General features: G+C 58.5%; 17 protein-coding genes. 9 read left to right on the top strand and 8 right to left on the bottom strand.

Annotated elements, in window-relative coordinates:
• Positions 1-131: 131 nt before the first annotated feature.
• The gene (locus HNQ99_RS06865; protein ID WP_184474894.1) at positions 132-503 is read left to right on the top strand and encodes a hypothetical protein; all 372 of its coding nucleotides are present in this window, start codon (positions 132-134) and stop codon (positions 501-503) included.
• Positions 504-576: 73 nt separating this feature from the next.
• On the opposite strand, the gene HNQ99_RS06860 is transcribed toward HNQ99_RS06865, so the two are convergent.
• Positions 577-993: a VOC family protein gene (locus tag HNQ99_RS06860; RefSeq protein WP_184474893.1), complete on the bottom strand. Its 417-nt coding sequence runs from the start codon at positions 991-993 to the stop codon at positions 577-579.
• Positions 994-1,289: 296 nt separating this feature from the next.
• Positions 1,290-1,934 (bottom strand): hypothetical protein, encoded by a 645-nt coding sequence (locus HNQ99_RS06850; protein WP_184474892.1) that lies wholly within the window; start codon positions 1,932-1,934, stop codon positions 1,290-1,292.
• A gap of 245 nt (positions 1,935-2,179) precedes the next feature.
• Between HNQ99_RS06850 and HNQ99_RS06845 the strand changes: the two genes are divergently transcribed.
• On the top strand, positions 2,180-2,425 hold the full coding sequence (locus HNQ99_RS06845) for a hypothetical protein (RefSeq protein WP_184474891.1): 246 nt from the start codon (positions 2,180-2,182) through the stop codon (positions 2,423-2,425).
• Between the two features lie 9 nt (positions 2,426-2,434).
• Here HNQ99_RS06845 and HNQ99_RS06840 read toward each other — a convergent pair whose 3' ends face one another.
• Together HNQ99_RS06840 and HNQ99_RS06835 are read right to left on the bottom strand one after the other, a co-directional pair.
• Positions 2,435-2,629 carry a hypothetical protein gene (locus HNQ99_RS06840; protein ID WP_184474890.1) on the bottom strand — a complete coding sequence of 65 codons (195 nt, stop codon included), beginning with the start codon at positions 2,627-2,629 and terminating at the stop codon, positions 2,435-2,437.
• A 328-nt stretch (positions 2,630-2,957) separates the two neighbouring features.
• Positions 2,958-4,247, bottom strand: coding sequence for a YceI family protein (locus HNQ99_RS06835; protein ID WP_184474889.1), 1,290 nt, complete (start codon positions 4,245-4,247; stop codon positions 2,958-2,960).
• Positions 4,248-4,341: 94 nt separating this feature from the next.
• On the opposite strand from HNQ99_RS06835, the gene HNQ99_RS06830 reads away from it, so the two are divergent.
• On the top strand, positions 4,342-5,343 hold the full coding sequence (locus tag HNQ99_RS06830) for a threonine aldolase family protein (protein ID WP_184474888.1): 1,002 nt from the start codon (positions 4,342-4,344) through the stop codon (positions 5,341-5,343).
• Entirely contained in the window at positions 5,340-6,245 is a 906-nt protein-coding gene (locus HNQ99_RS06825) for a DMT family transporter (RefSeq protein ID WP_184474887.1), read from the top strand. The genes HNQ99_RS06830 and HNQ99_RS06825 overlap by 4 nt, the downstream gene beginning before the upstream one ends.
• On the opposite strand, the gene HNQ99_RS06820 is transcribed toward HNQ99_RS06825, so the two are convergent.
• On the bottom strand, positions 6,235-7,035 hold the full coding sequence (locus HNQ99_RS06820) for a Rossmann-fold NAD(P)-binding domain-containing protein (RefSeq protein WP_184474886.1): 801 nt from the start codon (positions 7,033-7,035) through the stop codon (positions 6,235-6,237). The two genes, HNQ99_RS06825 and HNQ99_RS06820, sit on opposite strands and share 11 nt — an antisense overlap.
• A gap of 93 nt (positions 7,036-7,128) precedes the next feature.
• On the opposite strand from HNQ99_RS06820, the gene pepN reads away from it, so the two are divergent.
• Positions 7,129-9,729 carry an aminopeptidase N gene (pepN, locus tag HNQ99_RS06815; RefSeq protein ID WP_184474885.1) on the top strand — a complete coding sequence of 867 codons (2,601 nt, stop codon included), beginning with the start codon at positions 7,129-7,131 and terminating at the stop codon, positions 9,727-9,729.
• A 39-nt stretch (positions 9,730-9,768) separates the two neighbouring features.
• Here pepN and HNQ99_RS06810 read toward each other — a convergent pair whose 3' ends face one another.
• Together HNQ99_RS06810 and HNQ99_RS06805 are read right to left on the bottom strand one after the other, a co-directional pair.
• Entirely contained in the window at positions 9,769-11,022 is a 1,254-nt protein-coding gene (locus HNQ99_RS06810; protein ID WP_184474884.1) for a multidrug effflux MFS transporter, read from the bottom strand.
• 95 nt (positions 11,023-11,117) lie between these two features.
• Positions 11,118-11,801 (bottom strand): HAD family hydrolase, encoded by a 684-nt coding sequence (locus tag HNQ99_RS06805; RefSeq protein ID WP_184474883.1) that lies wholly within the window; start codon positions 11,799-11,801, stop codon positions 11,118-11,120.
• Positions 11,802-11,900: 99 nt separating this feature from the next.
• On the opposite strand from HNQ99_RS06805, the gene HNQ99_RS06800 reads away from it, so the two are divergent.
• The 4 genes from HNQ99_RS06800 to HNQ99_RS06785 are packed head-to-tail and all read left to right on the top strand — an operon-like array spanning position 11,901 to position 15,452.
• Entirely contained in the window at positions 11,901-13,010 is a 1,110-nt protein-coding gene (locus tag HNQ99_RS06800; RefSeq protein ID WP_184474882.1) for an ABC transporter permease, read from the top strand.
• Positions 13,007-13,897, top strand: coding sequence for an ABC transporter ATP-binding protein (locus HNQ99_RS06795; RefSeq protein ID WP_184474881.1), 891 nt, complete (start codon positions 13,007-13,009; stop codon positions 13,895-13,897). Before HNQ99_RS06800 ends, HNQ99_RS06795 begins: the two co-directional genes overlap by 4 nt.
• Positions 13,897-14,862 (top strand): MlaD family protein, encoded by a 966-nt coding sequence (locus tag HNQ99_RS06790; protein WP_184474880.1) that lies wholly within the window; start codon positions 13,897-13,899, stop codon positions 14,860-14,862. Before HNQ99_RS06795 ends, HNQ99_RS06790 begins: the two co-directional genes overlap by 1 nt.
• Positions 14,863-14,870: 8 nt before the next feature.
• Positions 14,871-15,452 (top strand): ABC-type transport auxiliary lipoprotein family protein, encoded by a 582-nt coding sequence (locus tag HNQ99_RS06785; RefSeq protein WP_246414679.1) that lies wholly within the window; start codon positions 14,871-14,873, stop codon positions 15,450-15,452.
• A gap of 77 nt (positions 15,453-15,529) precedes the next feature.
• On the opposite strand, the gene acs is transcribed toward HNQ99_RS06785, so the two are convergent.
• Positions 15,530-17,464, bottom strand: coding sequence for an acetate--CoA ligase (gene acs / locus HNQ99_RS06780; RefSeq protein ID WP_184474878.1), 1,935 nt, complete (start codon positions 17,462-17,464; stop codon positions 15,530-15,532).
• Positions 17,465-17,509: the final 45 nt, after the last annotated feature.

The following is a 17,509-nucleotide window of genomic DNA, read 5'->3' as shown; positions in this document are numbered from 1 at the left end:
AGCAGTCCCCGGGTGGGAATACTGGCATGTGGGGTGCCGGGATCTGCTCAAGAGGGGGGCCAAGGACTGGCAGGAAAACGGCGATCGACCGAACACTGCCATCCGGGTTTCGCACCGGACAGGGAAGCATTATGCCAAACAAGAAAGATTTGGCGGGGAGCACTGAAAGCAGTTCCCCGAAATCACATTCTCATAAGGAAGAGGACTGCGCTGTTGCTGGTAATAGAGTAGTCGCTGAGTTGATCCAACGGATCGAAGCGATGCTCTCTATGGACAGCCTTGCGCCTCCCACATCGGAAGAAAATCAAACAGAGAAACGGCAGCGCACTTTGTGCCACGTTTCCATTTCCTATGTTCGAGGTCACGGAGCCTCCAGCATCGATATTTTCTGGCGCGAGTCTGCCGAGCGCAAAGACTTCCGTTTTTCTTCACGTAAAGAAGCTCGTGACATCATGCTGAGCCATGTCCGCCAAGAGGTAGGCAGCGGGGGATGGCTCGGCTAAAGGTATCGAGTGTTACGCCCCTGTTTCCACGACGACTATATAGGTCGTGAACTCATAAAGGGCCCGAGTTCCGTCAGTCGAAAACCGTTACCCCCTTGGATGGGTTGTCGCGATAGTGGGCCAGTCTCGCTTCAAGCGATCCGATGTGGATTTCAAGCTTATGCCCGTCTGGATCGAGGAAGTAGGTGGATGCCCCTTCGCTCTTGTTTTCCTTCCACACAACGCACTCAGCAACTAGGCACTCGCTCAGATTAGCGTAGTCTGCCTCGGAAACGCTGAAGGCGAGGTGGGTATAGTCGGGATGTGGCGATGTCCTCGTCTCAGTGTCATGGGACAGGCAGAGCCAAAGCGGCCCAGCTTCGAGATAGGCACCATTTGGCCAAACAGCACGCACGGCCAATCCGAGCAGGTCGCGGTAGAAGGTCAATGACCTTTCAACATCGGCGACTGCCAGCGTGATATGGTTCAATCCGGTTACCCGTGCCGTCATAGCTCACCTCCATCCAAATGATGCTCGCTTTCATTTCGGCCTGAAAGCTGATTCAGGGTCGGCATGGCCGATATGATCTGACCGATTTCGAGTGGCGCGTGATTGAGCCGCTGCTGCCCAACAAGGCCAGAGGCGTGCCGCGTCTTATTAGGCCGGATCGACATTCAACGTAGCCAGATCACGGCGGCGGCGAGGTATACGAAGCCGGCGAAATGGATGGTTCGCCTGTCATATCGGGTAGCGAAAACGGCGGAAGTGCTTGAGGCGATTGAAGCATCGCTCGATGCGATTACGCCCTAGCTCTCGTCAGCTGCTTTGTCGTTGTCGTCTTTCCAAGTCAATTCAGCATTAATGTCGCGACCGCGGCGAATGACCATAGATGTCACTGGCCCTGTATCCGTGCTTTTCTGTCCCTGCCTCAATTCATCAGGCTCTTCCGCACCAACCACGTGGCCCTTCAGGGAGCGGATTTCGGCGGCGTAATATTCATGGCGGAGTGCGTTTGTCTGGCTACCTACATGGCGTCGGTGCCTGTCGGCTCTGATATCGTGCCAATTAGCCGCTTCTTCCAAACCATCGTCCCGTTCCTGGCCAGTCTGTGGCTGGATGAGATAGATGAACCGGGCCGCGATGGCCCAGGCTTCAAGGAATCCATGCTCCCATGCCTCACCATCTGCTCCGACTGGCCCGGCTTTATTGCGGTGGGTCAGCATCATCTCATTCAGCTTGGCTATCGCATCGCTTTTGCCGATACCAAGGCGATGGGCCGCGATATGTTGGTGCGACGCCGCCAGCAGATCTCGGGCTTGTGCCTGCACTTCCCTTACGAGGAACGCAACTTTTCGATCGAGCTCGAGAAGCGCGTTTATGCAAGATATCAGGTCAGCGTCGTGAAATGTCGGCGGCTGCGCGCCGGCCTTTGGCTTCAGTTCGGTGGCCATCGTCACTGATCCTAAGATGCGATCGGTTAATGATAACATATTCTGAGGCCGATCGGCCCCAGAGCATGTCCGTCATCCATCATCGCAAGCGCGGCCTTCATCTGAGTTATGACAAATGTTAGCGGCACGAGCGACACCGTCGCTGCCTCGGTTGGTAGAACACAAGGTCAATTTACTTCTTGGTCCGGGATTAAACGCGGCGCGTCACTCGTTGAAGCTGTGAGCACCGGGGAGGGCGCGCCAATATGTCCGACATGATTTATCTGCGTCAGCGTTACCAGAAGGAACTGGAAAGCATCGAGCAGGCAGGCTGCGCCTATGCGCGGCGTGCTCATCAGGAACTGGCGAGGCTTTATTCCATCCGAATGGACATGCTGATGCAAATGGCCGCTCATAAGGCGAAGCTGGACGCAGCGCAGGTCGCCGAAGTGAAGGTTGGCGAGAGGTTCGAGAATTTCGACAAGCACCCGCGGATCAGGCCTTTGGCCTGACAGGAGCGTTCAGCCCAGCGGCACCATGCCCACCGCCGCCACCATGGCCAGCAATGCTGCACTGCCAAAAAGGATGCCACAGAGAAAATAGCCTGCGAGCTGCAGCTTTGGCGAATGAGCGCGCCGATCCCGCTTATTGCGGGTAACGCTGGAGAAAATGAACATCGTCAGGAAACTGAAAGCGAAGGCGGCGAATCCGAGCATAATCGTCCATAAGGTTTGAGACGCGGACCCAAAGCCACAAAGCGGGCGTTGGCGCAAGCGCCTGTATGACGAGTCGGCATGCCAGCCGCTCGCTTCGGCGCTTTACCGATAATGCGCTTGAGGCGTTAAGATTTTGTTCGATCCCTATCGGCTTGTCTAAGGGATATAGGCTCGCGTATGGGCACGGAACAGTTATGGGGTTGGGATCGTTATTTCAGGATGAGGTAAATATAAGCACAGGAATTAGTCATGTATATTGGTATCGGAACAGCTTTGCTGATACTTCTCCTATTGGTGATATTGTTCTAGTCAACTTGGCCGAGATTGCTCATTTTTTTGATGAGTTTGTCGATGTCATGGTCTCTGCATCAAATGCGAAACTGACATTGACGTTGGGCGCAATGCCTTGCGAGTCGCTGCCTGATCCAACATTGTGGCCCAGCCGATCCACCGTTGCTGACCCTCTGACGTGCCGTTTGCGCCCGCTACCCGCCAGGTCAAATCGGATGGTTTGAGGTTTTGAAATTCCTTTGAGAGTTAGTGTCCCATTGGCTCGATAGGCCATGGCGCCGATCTTCTGCACCTTCGTCGAACGAAATACCGCTTTGGAATACTGCGAGACCGCAAAGAAATCCTCACCGGCCAGCATAGTGTTTTGCGTAGCGTCGTTCATCGTGGCGCTGGCCATGTCGATGTCGATGCGGATGCTGGCGCTTTCCGGCTTGTCCGGATCCATGACGATTTCACCCGACCAACGGCCGAAACTGCCATTATAACTGTCCTCGCCATAGGCGGCGGCGAAATTCAGCGTGCCGCCTGGAAGAATGGTCCATGACGGCGGCGGGCGGTCATCCTTGGCCTCTGCGGTCTCTTCAGCCTCTGTCTCTTTTGCGGCGGGCGTCATTTCATTGACCGCCGCAATATCTGCGACTTGGCGAACGTCAGCTGTTGGCAGAACTTGCGCTGCCCTAGGGGACGGTACTGCCGCAGGCGTTTGCGAAGGGGTCAACAATGTCCGACCCGCGACCCATCCCGCAGGCAGCAATGCCGCAAGCAGCACCGCGGCCATCCAGGATCGCACAGGCGTCATGCGGTATATAAGCCCGTCACGCAGCAGCCAATGGTGCCTGACCGCTCCGGCTATGTGCAGAAGGATGAGCGCTATGCCGAGATATGCCAGCACTTCATGTGCGCCGGATGAAAGCCCGCCAAAACCATCAGGCAGGGGCAGGTGGGGCAGTGGGACCGTCCCGAATAATAGCGTGGGCACTTTTATCTTCGCCGTCGATACGAGCATCCATCCGGTCAGCGGAGCGCCGATCATGAAAACGTAAAGACCGGCATGGACGGCCGATGCGAGGAATCCTGGCCAGCCCCGCTCGGCGGGAGAGGGGCGAGGCACCCCTAAACGCACCCCGATCCGCAGCAGCGTCATCAGGAGGATCGCTATGCCAACCGATTTATGAAGCTGATATTGGGCAAAAGCTTTCGCTCCTAAATCCTCCAAGCCAAGACCCATCGCCAATTGAAAAGTCAGGGCCGCGGCGAGCAGCCAGTGGAGGATGATGGCGGCAATGCTGTAGCGCACTGCAGGTGCGGAGGGATCATTGGCGGTCATGGCGCTTTACTAGCATGACCGTTTAGAGCGTCCAGCCGTTTTGCGGAGAGTTAAGCCATTGACCTTGAGAACCTTCCGACCGCAGAAACGGTCCATGCGCTTTTTCTCCGACAACGCCGCTCCGGCCTGCCCTCAAGTGATGGAAGCCCTTGTCCGGGCAAATCAGACCGACACGGCCTATGACGGCGACCAATGGAGCCGGCAGCTCGACGATGCTTTCTCCGCGCTTTTCAGCACGGAAGTTCGGGCTTTGTGGGCGCCGACCGGGACGGCTGCAAATGCCCTTGCGCTGGCAGCGCTCTGTCCACCGCACGGCGCGATATTATGCCATGATCGAGCCCATATTCAGGAAGACGAATGCGGCGCGCCTGAATTCTACACACATGGCGCCAAGTTGATGACATGTCCGGGGACCGACGGGAAGCTGACGCCTGGGGCGGTTTCGGCCTTATTGGCCACCATTCGCGATGATGTGCATCAGGTACGGCCGAGCGCGCTGTCGATCACCAACGCAAGTGAATATGGCCTGGTCTATACGCCTGATGAGGTGGCGGCCCTTGGACAACTCTGTCGCGAGCGGAATTTGGGCTTTCATATGGACGGCGCGCGATTTGCCAATGCGGTGGCGTATCTTGGCTGCAATCCCGCCGATGTGACTTGGCGGGCAGGTGTGGACGCGCTGAGCTTTGGCTTCGTGAAGAATGGCGGCATGATCGGCGAAGCGCTGGTCTTTTTCCGGCCTGGACTGGGGGCGGCTACGCTATACCGCCGCAAGCGGGGTGGCCATCTATTGTCCAAAGGACGCTATCTGGCGGCGCAGCTTCTTGCGATGCTGGAGGGCGATCTATGGCTAAAAAATGCCCAGACCGCCAATGCAGCTGCCGCGCTTCTTGCCCAGGCGGCGGGACCGAGATGCCTCTATCCGGTACAGGCCAATGAAGTCTTCATCCGGCTTGCGCCCCATGAAAGCGAAGCTCTGCGCGCGTCAGGTTTCGACTTTTATGACTGGGATGACGGATCGGCGCGGCTGGTCACGAGCTGGCATCATAGCGCCCAGGATGTGCAGACCCTGGCCGAGGCCATCGCCGCGTTATGAAGGCGAGGTCAGCAAGGACTGGCAGCGTTTTCTTTCCCTTTGCCATTACAAGCTTGATCTGGGGATCGTCCTGGCTGGTCATTCTGGGTCAGTTGGGAAGCGTCCCGGCTGCATGGTCACTATCCTACCGATTTTTTGTCGCGGCGGCAGGGATGTTCCTGCTGGCCCGCGTGAAAGCTATTTCCCTGAAGGTCGGTCGGGAAGGCATGATCTTCGCCTTATGGCTGGGCCTGACCCTGTTCGTGCTCAACTATTATTTGGTCTATCTGGCGGAAGAGTTCCTGACCTCGGGCATCGTAGCGCTGCTTTACGCGCTGCTCCTTATTCCCAATAGCTTACTGGCCCGGGCTTTTTTTGGTGAGCCGTTAAGCGGGCGCTTCCTCGCCGGCTCCGCCCTTGCGCTTGCCGGAGTCGCGCTGCTTTTGCTGCACGAATATCGCGTATCGCAGGTGGCGGCCGACAAGGTGCTGCTCGGCATCATTCTGTCCTTCGCCGGAATCATGGTGTGTTCGATTTCGAACGTGATGCAAGGCGCGCAGATCGCGCGAAGGTTGCCGATGGCGGCCCTCCTGGCCTGGGGGATGCTGTTCGGCGCGGTCATGGATGCGGCCGTCGCCCTGATATTCCACGGACCGCCGGTGTTCGACAGCCGGCCCAGCTATTGGGCAGGGCTTATCTATCTGGCGCTTGCAGCAAGCGTCGCCACATTTCTTCTCTATTTTCGTTTGATCCAGGTCATCGGCGCGGGCCCGGCATCCTACGTCAACCTGGTTGTGCCAGTCCTCGCGATGCTGCTTTCGACGCTCTTTGAAGGATATCGCTGGTCAGCCTTGCCAGCGATCGGAGCGGCGCTCTCGCTCGCGGGGATGGCCATCGCAATGCGGACGAGGATCATTCCCTGATCAGGCTCGCCAAGCCTTGTTTATAGCTTTGATATTGCGGCTTCCATTGCAGTACGCGCTTGGCCTTGCCGTTCGCCACACGGCGGTTCTCCGAATAAAAGGCGCGTGCGGGGGGCAGGAGCGCTGCTTGCTCCAATGTCATCAATGGCGGCGGAGCGATGTTGAGCAGGGAGCAGCCATGTTCGATGACATCATTCTGGCTGGCGGGCAGATCGTCCGTGAGATTGTACAGGCCGGACGGGCCATGAAGCCCCGCCAATATGCCTGACACGATATCATCGACATGAACGCGGCTGAACACCTGATCTCGCATTTCGATGCGGTGCGCCTTGCCCGATCTTAGGCGATCAAGCACGCTGCGTCCTGGGCCGTAAATTCCAGGGAGCCGGAAAATCCTCACATCCTTTCGCAATGCCTGCCACGTCATATCCGCTTCGGCTCTGGCATTTCGCCGGCCCCCGCCAATGGGCGCGCTTTCATCCACCCAAGCACCGCCCGTGTCACCATAAACGCCGGTCGAAGACAGATAGCCGGTCCAAATAGCGGGCGCCTGCGCCAGCGCCGCGCCATAAGTCTTTAAAACGGGATCCCGATTCCCGTCAGGCGGTACGGAGGACAAGATGTGGGTCGCATCGGCAATAAGGTCCAACACGGTTTTACGGTCGTCAAAAGCCGTGGCTTCTCCATCTGCAACCCTTCGCGTCCCGTTCACTCGCCAGCCTATGGCGCGCAACCGCGCGGCAAGCCTTGTGCTTGTATAACCCAGACCGAATATCATCATGTGAGGCATGGCGTCGTCTTATCCTCATCTCTCCGTCATTTGGAGCGGAAAAGACCCTCGCAAGTTATTGTGCGCCGTGACGCGGCAAAGTAGGAAAAAATGATGGCCGATATTCAAAACGCACAAGCTCCGAGTCCCATCGTCATTCGCCGCGAGGATTATTGCGTGCCGGACTGGCTGGTGCCGGAGATCACGCTCGATTTCGCCTTGGACCCGGCAGTGACGCGCGTGCGCGCGGTTTTGAAGGTCACGCGCAATGGCGAGCATAGCCGGCCCTTGCGACTGGACGGAGACGGGCTGGTGCCGTTGGCGGTGAAAGTCGATGGGGCCGACCGTGACCAGGATGGCTGGAACCTGCAGGCAGGGGCGCTTGTACTGGAACTGCCGGGCGAGGCCCATGAAGTGGAAACGCTGGTCGAAATCTGTCCCCAAAGCAACACGCAGCTGATGGGACTCTATGCCAGCGGCGGCCTGCTCTGCACCCAATGCGAGGCGGAGGGGTTTCGGCGGATTACCTTTTTCCCCGACCGTCCCGACATATTGAGCAAATACAGCGTCCGGATGGAAGCCGACCGCGCCGCCTTCCCGATCCTGCTGGCCAATGGCGATCCTGTGGCCGACGGCGTGCTTGCGGATGGCCGGCACTGGGCGCAGTGGAATGATCCCTTCCCCAAGCCCTGTTACCTTTTCGCAATGGTGGCGGGCAATCTGAAGGTCAATGAGGACAGCTTCACCACCTTGTCCGGGCGCAAGGTCCAGCTGGGCATATGGGTGCGCGAGGAGGACCTTTCGCGGACGGGTCATGCCATGGCCGCGCTCAAAAACAGCATGGCCTGGGATGAGAAGACCTATGGGCGCGAATATGATCTCGACGTGTTCAATATTGTGGCCGTGAGCGACTTCAATTTCGGCGCGATGGAGAATAAGGGGCTCAATATCTTCAATTCACGCTACATTCTGGCCGATCCTGAAACCGCCACTGACGCGGACTATGATGCCGTCGAAGGCGTGGTGGCGCATGAATATTTCCATAACTGGTCGGGCAACCGCGTCACCTGTCGCGACTGGTTTCAGCTGTCATTGAAGGAGGGCTTCACCGTCTTTCGCGACCAGCAATTCTCCGCCGATATGGGCTCTGCGGCGGTCAAGCGTATCGAGGATGTCCGCGTGCTTCGGGCGGCCCAGTTTCCGGAGGATAATGGACCGCTGGCGCATCCGGTACGACCGGAATCCTACATGGAGATTTCGAATTTCTATACGGCGACCATTTACAACAAGGGTGCTGAACTCATCCGCATGATGGCGCTGATGCTGGGGACAGAGCGGTTTCGGCGGGGCACCGACCTGTATTTTGACCGGCATGACGGCCAGGCGGTAACCTGCGAGGATTTCGTACGGGCCATGGAGGATGGCGGGAACATTGATCTTTCGCAGTTCCGCCTGTGGTATGAGCAAGCAGGAACGCCCCGCGTGAAAGCTTTGCTGACGCATGACGCGCCGACCGGACGGGCTACGCTTTCGCTTGAACAGCATAATCGGCTTGCGTCGGGCCAGACCGACCAGCATCCCATGACCATTCCGCTTCGCGTCGCCTTGTTCGATCGGAACAGCAATGAGCATCCTGGGGAACAGTTGTTGCTGCTCACCAGCGAACGGCAGCAATTCGAGTTCGAAGGCTTTGCCGATCTTCCGGTCCTTTCCATCAACCGCGGATTTTCTGCTCCGGTGATCGTGGAAACCAATCGCACTCAGGAGGAGCTTGCGTTCCTGTCGGCGCATGATGACGACCCCTTCGCCCGATATGAGGCGATGCAGCAATTGATGGTGAATGTCCTTATCGCCATGATCTCGGGTCGAGCCTCCGACGATGTTCCGGTTCTGGAGGCGGTGCGCCGGACGCTGGCTGACCCTGGGCTGGATGATGCCTTCATCGCCGACGCGGTGACCTTGCCGAGCGAAAGCTATTTGGGCGATCAGATGAGCATCGTCGATCCTGACGCGATCCATGCCGCCCGGGAAAAATTGCGGCGCAAGATTGGCCAGCGGATGGAGCAGGAATGGCGAGCGGTCCATGCCCGCACAGCCGTCAACAGCTTTTCGTTGTCACCTGCTGCAAAGGGGGCGCGGCGGTTGCGCAACGTGGCGCTTGCCTATCTGAACGCCATGGCAACGCCTGACGCAGCGAAGCGCGCCTTCACGCAATTCGAGCAGGCCGACAATATGACCGAACGACAGGGCGCTCTATCGGTGCTCGCCAACGGTTTCAGCGGAGAGCGGGAGGCGGCGTTGGATATTTTCTACAACCGTTATCGCCATGACGCGCTGGTACTCGACAAATGGTTCCAGACCCAGGCTCTGGCCGCGCGGGAGGATGCGGTTGACCAGATAGCAGAACTCGCCACCCACCGGGATTTCACGCTTTCCAATCCCAATCGGGCGCGGGCGCTTTATGGGGCCTTTGCGGCCAATCAGTTCGGATTTCATCACGCATCCGGAAGGGGCTACACGCTTTTGGCGGACGCTATCATCGCGCTCGACAAGCTCAATCCCCAAACGGCCGCGCGGCTCGTCCCGCCGCTGGGCCGCTGGCGTCGGTTCGATGAGCAGAGGGGAGGAAAGATGCAGGCGGAGCTACGGCGCATCCTGTCCACGCCCGACCTTTCAAAGGACGTCACCGAACAGGTCAGCAAGAGCCTGGGTTGACATTGGCCTTGAGGGCGGGTTTCCGGCCTCGAAGCAAGGCTATCGGCAGGGAAGCGGCATCTTTGGGATGTGGGGCCGGGTGAACAGCTTTCCGCGCTCCGCCCAAAGAACGCAGAGCAGGGCGCCAATGGCGCAAAGCAGGAAGCCTATCGCCAACGGCAGCGTGGTCCCGTCGAATCGGGAGCCGATGATGGCACCCAGAAGCACCGACAATAACGTCGTCAGCGACGCTTGGAAGGACGATGCCGCCCCGGCTCCTCGTGCGAACGGCTCCATGGAGATGGACCCGAAATTGGAGCTGGTTAATGCAAAGCAAAGCAGTGATATGGCCTGCAAAAAACTGAAGGTCCATACGGTTTCCATTGCCGAAAGAATGACCAAAACATGCCCCGCCGAGACAAGGATCAACGTTATCAGCGATCCCTGGCTCAACCTGCGGGCGCCGACGCGTTCGACCAGGCGGCTGTTGAAGAAGCTGCCCGCGGCAAGAAAGCCCGCCATTCCAGCAAAGGCGAAGGGAAAGATGTCGGGCTCGTGAAAGACGTCAAAGAAGATCTGCTGAATGGACGTGATGAAGCCGATCAGCGCACCCATGGCTACGCCTGTCGCCATCATATAGCCAAAGGATGATCGGTGAGCGACAATCTGGCCAAAGGTCGCCGCGATATCAGCGATGCGTATGCCGATGCGGTTCTCCTCAGCCAGGGTCTCGGGCAATCTGAATGCGACCCACAGCGTGACAATTGACCCCAACAACAAAAGCACGCCAAAGATCCAGCGCCAATTGGCGATGTAGAGCACGATCTGTCCAAATGCGGGTGCGAGGGCAGGAACGATCATGAAGACGATGAATATTGTCGACATGATGCTCGCCATTCGGTCGCCGACAAAGCGATCCCGAACGATACTGATCGCCACCACGCGTACAGCGGCGGCAAAGAAACCGGCGGCTATGCGGCCGGCCAGCATCATGGCGAAACTGCCCGACGCCGTGCAGAACACTGTCGCTACAAGATACAGGCTCAATGTAACGAGCAACACGGGTTTGCGTCCGAAACGATCGGAAAGCGAACCGTAGAATATTGCTCCCACGCCCATGCCAAGGAAATAACTGCTTATGATCCATTGCCGGTGGTTTTCCTCGGCGATGCCCAGCGCTTCTCCTATCGCCGGGAGGGCGGGAAGCATCGGATCGATGGAAAGCGCATTGAGCGCCATCATTGAGGCAATCAGCGCAACGAATTCAACGAATCCCAGGGGGAATTCGGCGCTGTCCTTGCTTTTGGCAATCATGAGGGGGCCCTGCTGCATAACGCGGCTATGAATGCTATGGCTAGAAACATCCAGAATAAATTGGCGATTGGGACGCCATTCGCCGGATCAGGAACTCAGGGCCAGTCAAACCGCGGCCATCCCCGCACCTGCGCCAATTTGGCGAGGGGCGGATGTGGATTGGCGGCAAAGCCCTCATCGGCGAATTCCAGCATGGGCGCATCCGAAACATGATCGGAATAGGCCCGGATGTGGCAGGCCGAGCGATTGATGCCCTGACTGGCCATCCAGTCCTGAATCATGCGCAGCTTGGCCGCATCATAGCAATTCTCACCGGCGATCTTGGCCCGCACATAGTCCAGGTCCTGACTGAGATGATCAGTTGCGATAACCGCATCAAAACCCAAGCGGGCGGCGATCGCTTCGACATAGAGCCGGTAAGAGGCGGTCGCGAGCACCAACCGATAGCCTGCGGCCTTGTCCTGCGCGATCTGCTCGATCGCGCCCCTGCGCACATTTCGGGCCATCACCTTATCGGCATAGCTTTCTATATGCGGCTGCAGGGTCGCACGGCGCACATTATGTCCAATCATCAGCGACTGATTGATTTCCTTCAGGCGGGACCGGGGTATCAGGCGCAGTATATAGGCCAGCATTACAAAGGGTATGCAAGCCGCCAGCACCAGCCGCCAGGGGGCCAGCCGCCTGCCGACATGCAGCAGGAAAGGGGTGTAAGTGCCCTTGACCGTTATCGTGCGATCCATGTCGTAAAAGGCCAGTCTGGTAATCGGCTTGGTCATCAGCGCATCCAGATTTTTCGTTGCATTCCTGTTCCTTGAACAAAATTCCGCCGCTTTGCGCTTGCCGTGCCATCGATAATATCCCACTGTCTAGCGCAAATGACCAACAGGGCGGATTATTACGAGGAGGCAATGGATGGCGGCCGGGTCATTCGGCTGACCGGGAATCTGTCTATTGCTCACCTTGATGATTTGCCGGACCGCTTGGCGAGCCTGGGGGGCGATGTCATTGCGCTCGATATTTCGGCTGTCGATCATATCGATACCATCGGAGCATGGTTGGTCCACCGCACTGCCCGCGCCCAGGATGCACGGATCGAAGGCGCTGACGCCGACGCCCAACGTCTGATCGATGAAGTAAGCAGGGCAGACGAGCCAATCCAGCTGCATCCGCCCTATGTCTCCCCATTCCGCCGCGTTCTGGGAGAAATTGGCGAGGCGACCGCGGTTGCGGGGCAGACCTTGCTGGGACTGCTTGGTTTTTTTGGCGGGACATTGGTGGCGTTCTGGAATGTCATGCGTCATCCCGGGCGCTTCCGCATCAATGCGGTGGTGCAGCGGTTCGAGGTCGTGGGCGTGTCCGCGCTTGGCATCATCGGCTTGATGAGCTTCCTTATCGGCATCGTGATCGCGCAACAGGGATCGGTTCAGCTCCGGCAGTTCGGGGCCGAAGTTCTGACGGTCAATCTAGTGGGCCGGCTGACCTTTCGGGAGCTGGGCGTATTGATGACGGCGATCATGGTCGCGGGGCGTTCCGGATCGGCGTTCGCTGCGCAATTGGGCACCATGAAGCTTACCGAAGAGATCGACGCCATGCGGACGATCGGCGTATCCCCGATGGAAGCGCTTGTCGTACCCAGGGCGCTTGCCGCGGTGATCATGATGCCGCTGCTGGGCTTTTATTCGTCAATCATTGCCATTGTCGGCGGCGGGTTTCTCTGCGCCATTTCGCTCGACATACCGCCCATCACATTTATCCAGCGCCTGCGTGAAGTGGTGCCCATCACCGACCTTTACGTAGGGTTGGTGAAGGCCCCCGTATTCGGCATGATCATCGCCATTTCCGGCTGCTTTCAAGGCATGCAGGTCAAGGGCAACGCCGAAGAAGTGGGCCTGCGCACGACATCTGCCGTCGTACAGGCGATCTTCCTCGTGATCGTGCTGGATGCTTTCTTTGCGGTCTTCTTCACCTGGGTCGGCTGGATATGACCGAGGAAGAGGAACAGGCTGCGGCCGAAGAAAAGCGCGTAGAACAGGCGATTGAGGGCAATGACATCGCCATCTGCGTACGCGGCCTGCGCAACAGCTTCGGCGATCAGGTGGTGCATGAGGATCTCGACCTGGAGGTAAAGCGCGGAGAAATATTGGGTGTCGTGGGCGGTTCGGGCACTGGCAAATCAGTATTGCTGCGTTCTATCATTGGCCTGCAGTCTCCGGATCTGGGAGAGATTAAGGTCTTCGGCGAACCCATGATTGGGCGGGCCGATGACGAGGTGCTTGCTATCCGCAAACGCTGGGGCGTGCTGTTCCAGGGCGGCGCTTTGTTTTCGACATTGACGGTTGCTGAAAATATCGAGGTGCCACTGCGGGAATATTACCCCAGGCTCAACCCTCATCTCCGGGACGAGATCGCGGCCTACAAGGTCCGCATGGCCGGCCTTCCTTCCGAGGCAGGACCCAAATTTCCTGCAGAGCTTTCGGGTGGCATGAAAAAGCGTGCAGGGCTTGCGCGCGCCCTGGCGCTGGACCCCGATCTCTTGTTCCTCGATGAGCCGACGGCGGGGCTAGACCCCATCGGCGCGGCCGCTTTTGATGAGCAAACGCGCAGCTTGCAACGCACACTTGGCCTGACGGTGTTCCTCATCACTCATGATCTCGATACGCTATATGCTATCTGCGATCGGGTCGCCGTAATTGCCGATAAGCGCGTGATTGCCGTGGGTACGATCGATGAATTGCTGGCGACGGACCATCCCTGGATCCAGGAATATTTCAACGGTCCGCGCAGCCGTGCCGCCAGGGGCGCCTCGGAGCCCTCGGCAGTAGACGGAAGCGGCGGGGCCGGTCATAAGCAGCCAAAGGGCGGTAGGGACTGATGGAAACAAGATCCAACCACATTTTGGTCGGCAGTGTCGTGCTGGCTCTTTTGGCTGCGGTGATCATTGCCGCCTTCTGGTTCGCCCGTTTGGGCGAGGGCGATAAAAAGCAGTATGACATTTATTTCAAGCAGTCTGTGAACGGCTTGGCCAAGGGCTCAAGCGTCAGCTTTTCCGGGGTTCCATCCGGTCAGGTGCAGGAAATCGAATTGTGGGATCGGGACCCGAGTTTCGTCCATGTCCGAATAGCGGTGAAGGAAGATCTTCCGGTTCTACAAGGAACGACGGCGACGATTCAGGGCGTCGGTTTCACCGGCGTCTCTGAAATCCAGCTTGACGGCGCGGTCAAAGGTGCGCCGCCGATCACCTGTCCTATCCAAAATCCTGAAATCGAGTGCCCCGATGGCGTGCCGGTCATTCCAACTAAGCCAGGTGCGCTGGGTGAGCTCCTTAATAACGCGCCTCTTTTGGTAGAACGCTTGTCCACCCTCACCGAACGGTTGACCGAGTTGCTTTCGGACCGCAACCAAAGGAGCATCGCGGCGATTTTGGACAATGTCGAGAAATTGTCCGGATCGCTTGCTGATCGCGCTCCCGAAATTGCAGCGACATTGGCGGAAACCCGCCTGGCCGTGGCGCAAGCGGCAAAGGCGGCCGATGAAATTTCCAGGTTGGCGGCGACGAGCAACGATATTTTGGACAAGCAAGGGCGCCCCCTGGTCGCCGATCTGCAGAAATCGGTGCAGGCGGCGCGCAGAAGCATGGAAAACCTTGACGCTGCGATGATTGAGGCCCGTCCCGGCCTTCACACCTTCTCCACGCGCACCATGCCGGAGGTCGACCTGCTCGTCCGCGACCTGCGCACCATGTCCAAGTCGCTGAGCGCGGTTGCGGAGAAAGTCGACCAGCAGGGAGCCGGATCGCTGTTGGGATCACCCAAGCTGCCGGATTATGAAGGGAAATGAGACAGCCTATGCGCCGCCTTCTTCTTCTGTTGCTCACCATGCCTGTTGCCGCCTGCGTGAACTTTGGAGCCAAGCCGCCTGAGCGCCTGCTTTCGTTGAGCGCCAAGGCGAGCCTGGATGGAGGCACTTTGCGGACAGGCGCAACGGGGAACAGTCTCATCGTCGGCTTCCCCGAAACACCGCGCATGCTGGAAACCAGCAGGGTGCCAGTGCAGATTGACGATGTTTCCGTGGCGTACCTCAAGGGCGGGCAATGGGTGGATCAGCCTGGCCGCCTTTTTCAGCGGCTCCTTTCGGAAGTCATCTCCGCCAAGACCAATCGGGTGATCCTAGACCCCGGTCTGTTCGGAGGTGAGCCAGCGACAAGATTGTCAGGGGAGCTTCTTCGCTTCGGCGTGGATGCCCGTTCGCGGCAGGCGCTTGTCACCTATGATGCGACCCTGCTGGGTTCGGACGGCTCCACCGTGACAAAGAAGCGTTTTTCCGCGACACGACCGGTAAGCGAAATCGACGCCGTCCCAGTGGGCGGCGCGCTTAACGACGCCGCTAATGACGTCGCCGATCAGGTCGCCCAGTGGGTCGCGCAGTAATTCGGGGATATGCCATATCTACCCGTCGTCCCTCGACTTCGCTTGGGACCAACCGAGTAACTTGAAGTTATCAGGCTCTACCCTATCCTGTTGGCAATTAGGCCATCCACCACGCCGGGATCGGCAAGCGTCGATGTATCGCCTAATGAGGAGGTGTCGCCCTCCGCGATCTTGCGCAGGATGCGGCGCATGATCTTGCCAGAACGGGTCTTGGGAAGAGCCGTGGTGAATTGGATGGCGTCGGGGGTGGCGATGGGGCCGATCTCCTGCCTGACCCAGCGGACCAGATCCTTACGCAGCTCTTCTGACGGTTCCTGGTCGGCATTCAGCGTTACATAGGCATAAATGCCCTGCCCCTTGATTTCATGGGGCATGCCGACGACTGCGGCTTCTGCGACCTTGGGGTGGAGAACAAGGGCGCTTTCGACCTCGGCAGTGCCCATGCGGTGGCCTGACACGTTGATGACATCATCGACGCGCCCGGTGATCCAATAATAGCCGTCCTCGTCCCGCCGCGCCCCATCGCCCGTAAAATATTTGCCGGGGAAGGTGCTGAAATAGGTCTGGAAAAAACGCTCATGGTCGCCATAGACGGTGCGCATCTGACCCGGCCAGCTTCGAGCGATCACCAGATTTCCTTCGCAGGGGCCTTTCAGTACATGGCCTTCACCATCGACGATCTGCGGCTCCACGCCGAACAATGGTTTAGTGGCTGAACCGGGTTTCAGATCAGTGGCGCCGGGCAGCGGGGCGATCAGGGCAGCGCCCGTTTCGGTCTGCCACCAGGTATCCACAATGGGACAGCGCCCTTCGCCCGGCACTTCATGATACCAGCGCCATGCCTCCGGATTGATCGGCTCTCCCACGCTGCCCAGAAGACGCAGGCTTTTGCGGGAGGTTGCGGTGACATAATCATCGCCCTCGCGCATCAGCGCGCGCAACACGGTGGGCGCTGTGTAGAGGATGTTGACCTGGTGCCGGTCGACGACTTCCCAGATACGCGATGGGCTCGGCCAGTTCGGCACACCCTCATACATCAAGGTGGTCGCGCCATTGGCGAGTGGGCCATAGATGATATAGCTGTGTCCCGTGACCCAGCCTATATCTGCCGCGCACCAATAGATTTCACCGCGCCGATAATCGAAGCACAATTCATGCGTCAGGCTCGCCCAGAGCAGATAGCCCCCCGAAGTATGCAGCACGCCCTTGGGCTTGCCGGTCGAGCCCGAGGTATAAAGAATGAAGAGGGGATCCTCGGCGCTCATCGGCTCGGGTTCGCACTCAGAGCTCACCTGCTGGGCAAGCTCATGATACCAGTGGTCCCGGTCCGCCTGCATAAGGACATTGCCACCGGTCGCCTTAACGACAATCATTTTTTCAAGGCAGGTGACCAGCTTTGCCGCTGCATCGGCGTTGGCCTTTAACCCCACGGTCTTGCCGCCCCTGCGACCTTCATCGGCTGTGATCAGAAATCGGCTGTCGCAATCGGTGATGCGGCCCGCGAGCGCGTCGGGAGAAAAGCCGCCAAAAACAATGCTATGGACAGCGCCCAGCCGCGCGCAGGCCAGCATCGCGAACGCTGCTTCGGGGATCATCGGCAGATAAAGCGTCACGCGATCACCCTTTTTTACGCCTTGGCCCTTCAGGACGTTGGCAAAGCGGCATACCTCGGCATGGACATCGCGATAGGTAAAACGTCTTGGCGATTCCGAAGGGTCATCGGGTTCCCAGATAAGGGCGATGTCATCCCCGCGTTCGGCCAGATGCCGGTCCAGGCAGTTTGCGGAGACATTGAGTACTCCGTCGCCAAACCAGCGTACGCCAAAGTCGCTTGCGTCAAAGCTGCTTTCATCGGCTATGGTGGGTTGGCTTATCCAGTCCAGGCGGCGCGACTGCTCAAGCCAGAAAGCCTCTGGATCCGACAAGGAACGGGCATAGTCCCTGGCATAGCTTTCAGCATCGACTTTGCCACGTTCGCGCCAATCCAGCGGCACGGGGTAGATCAGCTGCATTTGTTTTCTCCTCTGGCGCAGATCATTGACGTGCCGGGCGGCAGT

It is taken from the genome of Rhizorhapis suberifaciens, assembly GCF_014200045.1.
GTDB classification, from domain to species: Bacteria; Pseudomonadota; Alphaproteobacteria; order Sphingomonadales; family Sphingomonadaceae; genus Rhizorhapis; species Rhizorhapis suberifaciens.
This window is presented reverse-complemented; position numbering and strand designations above follow the sequence as displayed.